The 2,863-nt window shown below is 52.2% G+C and carries 3 protein-coding genes; 1 reads left to right on the top strand and 2 read right to left on the bottom strand.

The features are described from left to right. Positions 1-101 precede the first annotated feature (101 nt). Positions 102-890: a response regulator gene (locus tag ACTQ34_RS17700; RefSeq protein WP_441364917.1), complete on the bottom strand. Its 789-nt coding sequence runs from the start codon at positions 888-890 to the stop codon at positions 102-104. Beyond that, on the bottom strand, positions 887-2,161 hold the full coding sequence (locus ACTQ34_RS17695) for a sensor histidine kinase (protein WP_441364916.1): 1,275 nt from the start codon (positions 2,159-2,161) through the stop codon (positions 887-889). Before ACTQ34_RS17695 ends, ACTQ34_RS17700 begins: the two co-directional genes overlap by 4 nt. A gap of 438 nt (positions 2,162-2,599) precedes the next feature. Here ACTQ34_RS17695 and ACTQ34_RS17690 point away from each other — a divergent pair. Next, positions 2,600-2,863, top strand: a 264-nt coding sequence (locus ACTQ34_RS17690; RefSeq protein WP_441364915.1) for an RNA polymerase sigma factor, incomplete at its 3' end; no start/stop codon positions are given.

The following is a 2,863-nucleotide window of genomic DNA, read 5'->3' as shown; positions in this document are numbered from 1 at the left end:
TTATGATACAGGAGCAAGCGTCCACGCAGCGTCCACAAGGGCAAAAAAAGAACCCGGTCGAAAAACCAGGCTCTTTGAAGCAAATATTGATAGGAAAGGGGTCAATCTTCCAGTGTGGCCAGCGTCATCTCCGCCCACGAATACTGGCTCATATACTCGCCCGCATAGGCGTTGACGCCGGACGGCAGACCGTGCAGAAAGTCATAGTAGTCGCAGTCGAACTTCTCCGTTGCCACGGCAAAGCTGTTGCGGTGTTTCAGGAAGATGGATTCTGCGTCCGCCGTCCGCAGGGTGGCCGAGAGATCGGAAACAAGCTTACGCAGATTGCTTTTCTGTTGCAGGAGGGGGATCGCATCCTCGAAGAGTGTGGCGCAAAGCTGCTCCGTATTCATGATCGCGCCCTTGCGGTCCACGAGCAGGGCCAGCAGCTCCTTGGTCTGTCGGCGGGTAAAGCGGATCGGAACGCCGTCCACAAAGATCTCGAAATTGCCAAAGCACTGGATGCGGACGCGTTTGCCATGCCCGATGGTTTCCGGCGGTATTCTCAGGTTTTCCATGGCATCCTGTACCTTTTCCACCGTTGCGGGCTTGAGCAAATAGCCGCTGGCGTGGAGGTCGAAGGCGTCGATGGCGTATTCGCTGTATCCGGTCACAAAGACGATGTTGGTCTCGCCGTGCTGGTCTTTTAGGCGTTTGGCCAGTTCCAGCCCGTTCATGTCCCGCAGTTCAATATCAAGGAAGGCGACAGCGCAGGGGGTGTTTTCAGCAAACACCAGCGCGTCCGCGCTGGTGCGGAAGGGGTAGACCTCCGCCTCCGGCAGTGCACGGCGCAGCACAGTTTCCAGTCCCTCCAGCGCATTTCTCTCATCATCGACAGCCAGAATGTTCATGTCAGTTTCTCCTTTGGAAGCTGTATTGTGGCAGAGGTCCCGCGGCTTTTTTCGCTTTGGATCGTCAGTGTCCCCCCGACCATGGCGGCCAGACGGGCGCGCACGTTGTCGATGCCGATGTGGGTGCGCCCGTCATATTGCGTCTCCTGCGGGTCATAACCCACGCCGTCATCGGCCACGGTGATGGAAAAGCAGGTCGCTTCCTCTCGCGTAGAGATGGTGACGGTGCCGCCGCCCGATTTCTTGCCCACACCGTACTTCACCGCGTTTTCCACCAACGGCTGCACCGTCAATGCAGGAAGCAGAAAGCTGTCAGCTTCTATATCATAGACGACATTCAGTTCCGACTCGAAGCGCATTTGCTCCAGGGAAAGGTAAATTTTGATGTGCTTGAGTTCCTTGGAAAACGGAACGGGGGCGGTGCGCCTGAGAGAATCCAGATTCCCGCGCAGATAATCCGCAAAATCATTGAGCGCTGTTTGCGCTTTCATCGGATTTTTTTCACACAGTACGCTGATAGAAGTGAGGGCGTTGAACAAAAAGTGTGGCTGGATCTGGCTGAGCATGATGTTGATCCGGCTATCAGACAGTTCTGCCGACTGTTTGGCGAGTTTTGTTTCCATGTGTGCAAGCTGTATCTCCTGCTCCATAGCGCTGCGCGTCTGCTGCGTGTGAAGTATCACATACAGCAGCACCAGCGAAAGAGTCGGTGCCAGAAGCAATGGCGTGACCGGCCAATAGGATTCCAGCAGATACCCGATCAGTGGAAATATTCCGTAAGTAGAGAGAATACAGGTATCTCTTCTGCCCAGCACCCGATGATGCCATACCGTGAATAAAACGCAGAAAATTAATAGCAGTGTGCCCAACAGCCAGAAGAGCTTATAAAGCGGGCCCTCGATCTGGTTGCCGTCTGCGTCGTACCAGATGTACCAGTCATTGAACAAACAGAATATCCAAAGCAGGATGACCACACCGCATATAGCCGATACAGCGCGGGGAAACACAAAAGAAATAGGCTTTTTTTGAGAGATGAAGTTGGAAAGGAAATAGGTATAGGCTACGGTCAGGACCACCGTCATGATGTCGGTAATCAATGTGAGCGTTTTTACCAGCGGGATTTTGCCCGGTGTCGGCTCGTTCAGCAGGAGCCATATCGCCGAATCGCCGATCAGAAGCAATGTCTGAATGGAAAGAACGGCGACAAACAGCCTGTTCGTCTTTGTCCTGTACTGGCGTTCTTCCCAGCAGCCCAGCAATAAGATCGCCATAATAGATGCCGCAAACAATTCCACTCCGGCACTGAGAAAATTTAAATTGCCATCGCTTGGCATAGGTTCCACACTCTTTTCATACAGCCGAACAGATTACGCAGGAATATATTCCTGCGTAATGGGGGTACCCCCATTACGATAACCCTCTGTTTTATTTCAAATTAATAATATCAGTTTTCGTGCAAGTTAGACATGCCTTTTTCCTGCTTAACCAACAAAGTGAGCGTACTACTGCAATATGATTGTAGCAGATAAGCACCTTTCTCTCAAGCAACAATTTGGGGTACGCAGCATACTGTCGATCTTATTGATGCCGTCTATAATCTTACATTAAACTTGGAATAGCCCAAAAATATTCCACTTGACTTTTGAAACGAAAACGGATATGGTGCCGTCTAATAGGATGAAGCCGCTTCAAGTACCGGGGGAAACACTATGGAACAAATCGAAACAAAGAAAGCTCAACTTTCAGCCGCCATGGGAGACCAGCAGATCATTCAGTTGTTCTTTCAGCGGTGTGAGGAAGCCATTACCCAGACCCAGAAGAAATATGGTGCGCTGTGCCGCAGTGTGGCCCAGCAGCTCCTGACTGACCCCAGGGACACGGAAGAGTGTGTCAGTGACACCTACCTTCGTGTCTGGAATGCCATCCCGCCGGAACGCCCCCGCTCTTTGCGGGCCTATCTGGCCCGCATCACC

This window comes from Agathobaculum sp. LCP25S3_E8 (genome assembly GCF_052117165.1).
In the GTDB taxonomy this organism is placed as follows: domain Bacteria; phylum Bacillota; class Clostridia; order Oscillospirales; family Butyricicoccaceae; genus Agathobaculum.
Note: the sequence above shows the minus strand (reverse complement) of the source record. Positions and strands in the feature narration are given on the sequence as shown.